Origin of the sequence: Burkholderia sp. Ac-20392 (assembly GCF_017104585.1) — a bacterium.
Lineage (GTDB): Bacteria > Pseudomonadota > Gammaproteobacteria > Burkholderiales > Burkholderiaceae > Burkholderia > Burkholderia lata.
Window position 1 is genome coordinate 1 of sequence record NZ_JAAGPB010000899.1, and the last position, 1,994, is coordinate 1,994.

Annotated in this window: 2 protein-coding genes; both read left to right on the forward strand. The window is 71.4% G+C overall.

Annotated features, from left to right (window positions below):
* Positions 1 to 1,065, forward strand: a 1,065-nt coding sequence (locus G3N99_RS39495) for an acetyl-CoA C-acyltransferase (protein WP_206125110.1), incomplete at its 5' end; no start/stop codon positions are given.
* 150 nt (positions 1,066 to 1,215) lie between these two features.
* A partial coding sequence (locus G3N99_RS39500; protein WP_206125111.1) for a YCF48-related protein occupies positions 1,216 to 1,994 on the forward strand: 779 nt, incomplete at its 3' end.

Here is a 1,994-nt window from a genome sequence, read left to right on the forward strand (position 1 = left end):
GACGTCGACGACGTGCTGATCGGCTGCGCCGCGCAGCAGGGCACGCAGGGCTACAACATCGGCCGCCTGTCGGCCGCGGCGGCCGGGCTGCCCGCATCGGTGCCCGGCATGGCGATCGACCGCATGTGCTCGTCGGGCCTGATGTCGATCGCGAGCGCCGCGCGCAGCATCGGCGCGGGCGACGCACGGATCGTGGTCGCGGGCGGCGTCGAGTCGATCTCGCTCACGCAGAACAAGCACAAGAACGCCTATCGCGCGCGCTCGCAAGCCGTGCTCGACCATCAGCCGGCTGCGTACATGGCGATGATGGAAACGGCCGAGATCGTGTCGCGCCGCTACGGGATCTCGCGCGCCGCGCAGGATGAATTCGCGCTGCAGAGCCACCAGCGCACGGCCGACGCCCAGGCAGCCGGCCGCTTCGACGCGGAAATCGCGCCGCTCGACGTGCGGCGCGCGCTGTTCGACAAGGAAGGCAACCCGGCCGGTCACGAGGACATGAAAGCCGCGCGCGACGAAGGCGTGCGCGCCGACACGACGGCCGAGCGGCTCGCGGGGTTGAAGCCGTCGTGGAGCGGCGGCAAGGTCGTCGAGCAGGGCGAGTTCGTGACGGCCGGCAATGCGTCGCAACTGTCTGACGGCGCGGCGGCCGTGGTCGTGATGTCGCGCAGCGAGGCGGTACGTCGCGGGCTGACGCCGTTCGGCGCGTTCCGCGGCCTCGCGGTGGCCGGCTGCGAGCCGGACGAGATGGGCATCGGCCCGGTATTCGCGATTCCGAAGCTGCTGGCGCGCTTCGGGATGACCGTCGGCGACATCGGGCTGTGGGAGCTGAACGAGGCATTTGCGTGCCAGGCGCTGTACTGCCGCGACACGCTCGGCATTCCCGACGACCGGCTGAACGTCGATGGCGGTGCGATCGCGCTCGGCCATCCGTTCGGGATGTCGGGTACGCGGATGACGATGCACGCGCTGCTCGAAGGTGCGCGGCGCGGCGTGCGGCACGCGGTCGTGACGATGTGCATCGGCGGCGGGATGGGTGCCGCCGCACTGTTCGAAGTCGGCGCGTAGCGGCGCGCGGACGGGCCGCGCTGCTCAGGCGGCCCGCCATTCAGGACCATTCGAGGCCGCGGCAACGACCGACGGCCCGGAGACTTGCAGGCGACGGCGGTGGGCGCCATGGCGCGCACCGTCGTCGAACGCAGACACAGGAGACAAGCGATGAAACGATCTTTGCCCGGACTCACGATGTCGGCGCTGGTGCTCGGCGCCGCGCTGTTCGCGTTTTCGCCGCGCCCGCTGCCGGCGTTCCCGGTCACCGCGATCCACGCGGACCGGCTGCAGATCAATGGGCTCGCCCGGGCCGGCGCGCGCATCGTCGCGGTCGGCGAACGCGGCGTGATCCTGCTCAGCGATGACGCGGGCGCCCACTGGCGGCCGGCATCGACCACACCCGACCAGGCATCGACGCTCACGCAGGTGCGCTTCATCACGCCGACGCTCGGCATCGCGGTCGGCCACGACGGCCGGATCGTCCGTAGCGACGACGCCGGCATGCACTGGCGCGAAGTGCACATGGACCACGAACATTCCGATCCGCTGCTGTCCGTCTGGGGCACGGCGGACGGCCCGCTGTTCGCGGCCGGCAGCTTCGGCCAGCTGCTGCGCTCGGACGACGCGGGCCTCAACTGGCAGACCGTGAAGACGCCGGCCGGCGACCGTCACCTGAACGCAATCGTTGGCGACGGCCACGGCAACCTGCTGGTCGCCGGCGAGAGCGGCACGCTGCTGCGCTCGACCGACAACGGCGCGACGTGGGACAAGCTGCCGTCGCCGTACGCCGGCTCGCTGTTCGGCGCGCTGATGCTCGCGAACGGCGACTGGGTCGCGTACGGGATGCGCGGCAACGTGGTGCGCAGCACCGATCGCGGCGCGACCTGGACGCACGTCGACAGCCACGTGCCGGTGTCGTACTTCGGCGCGACCCAGCTCGCCGACGG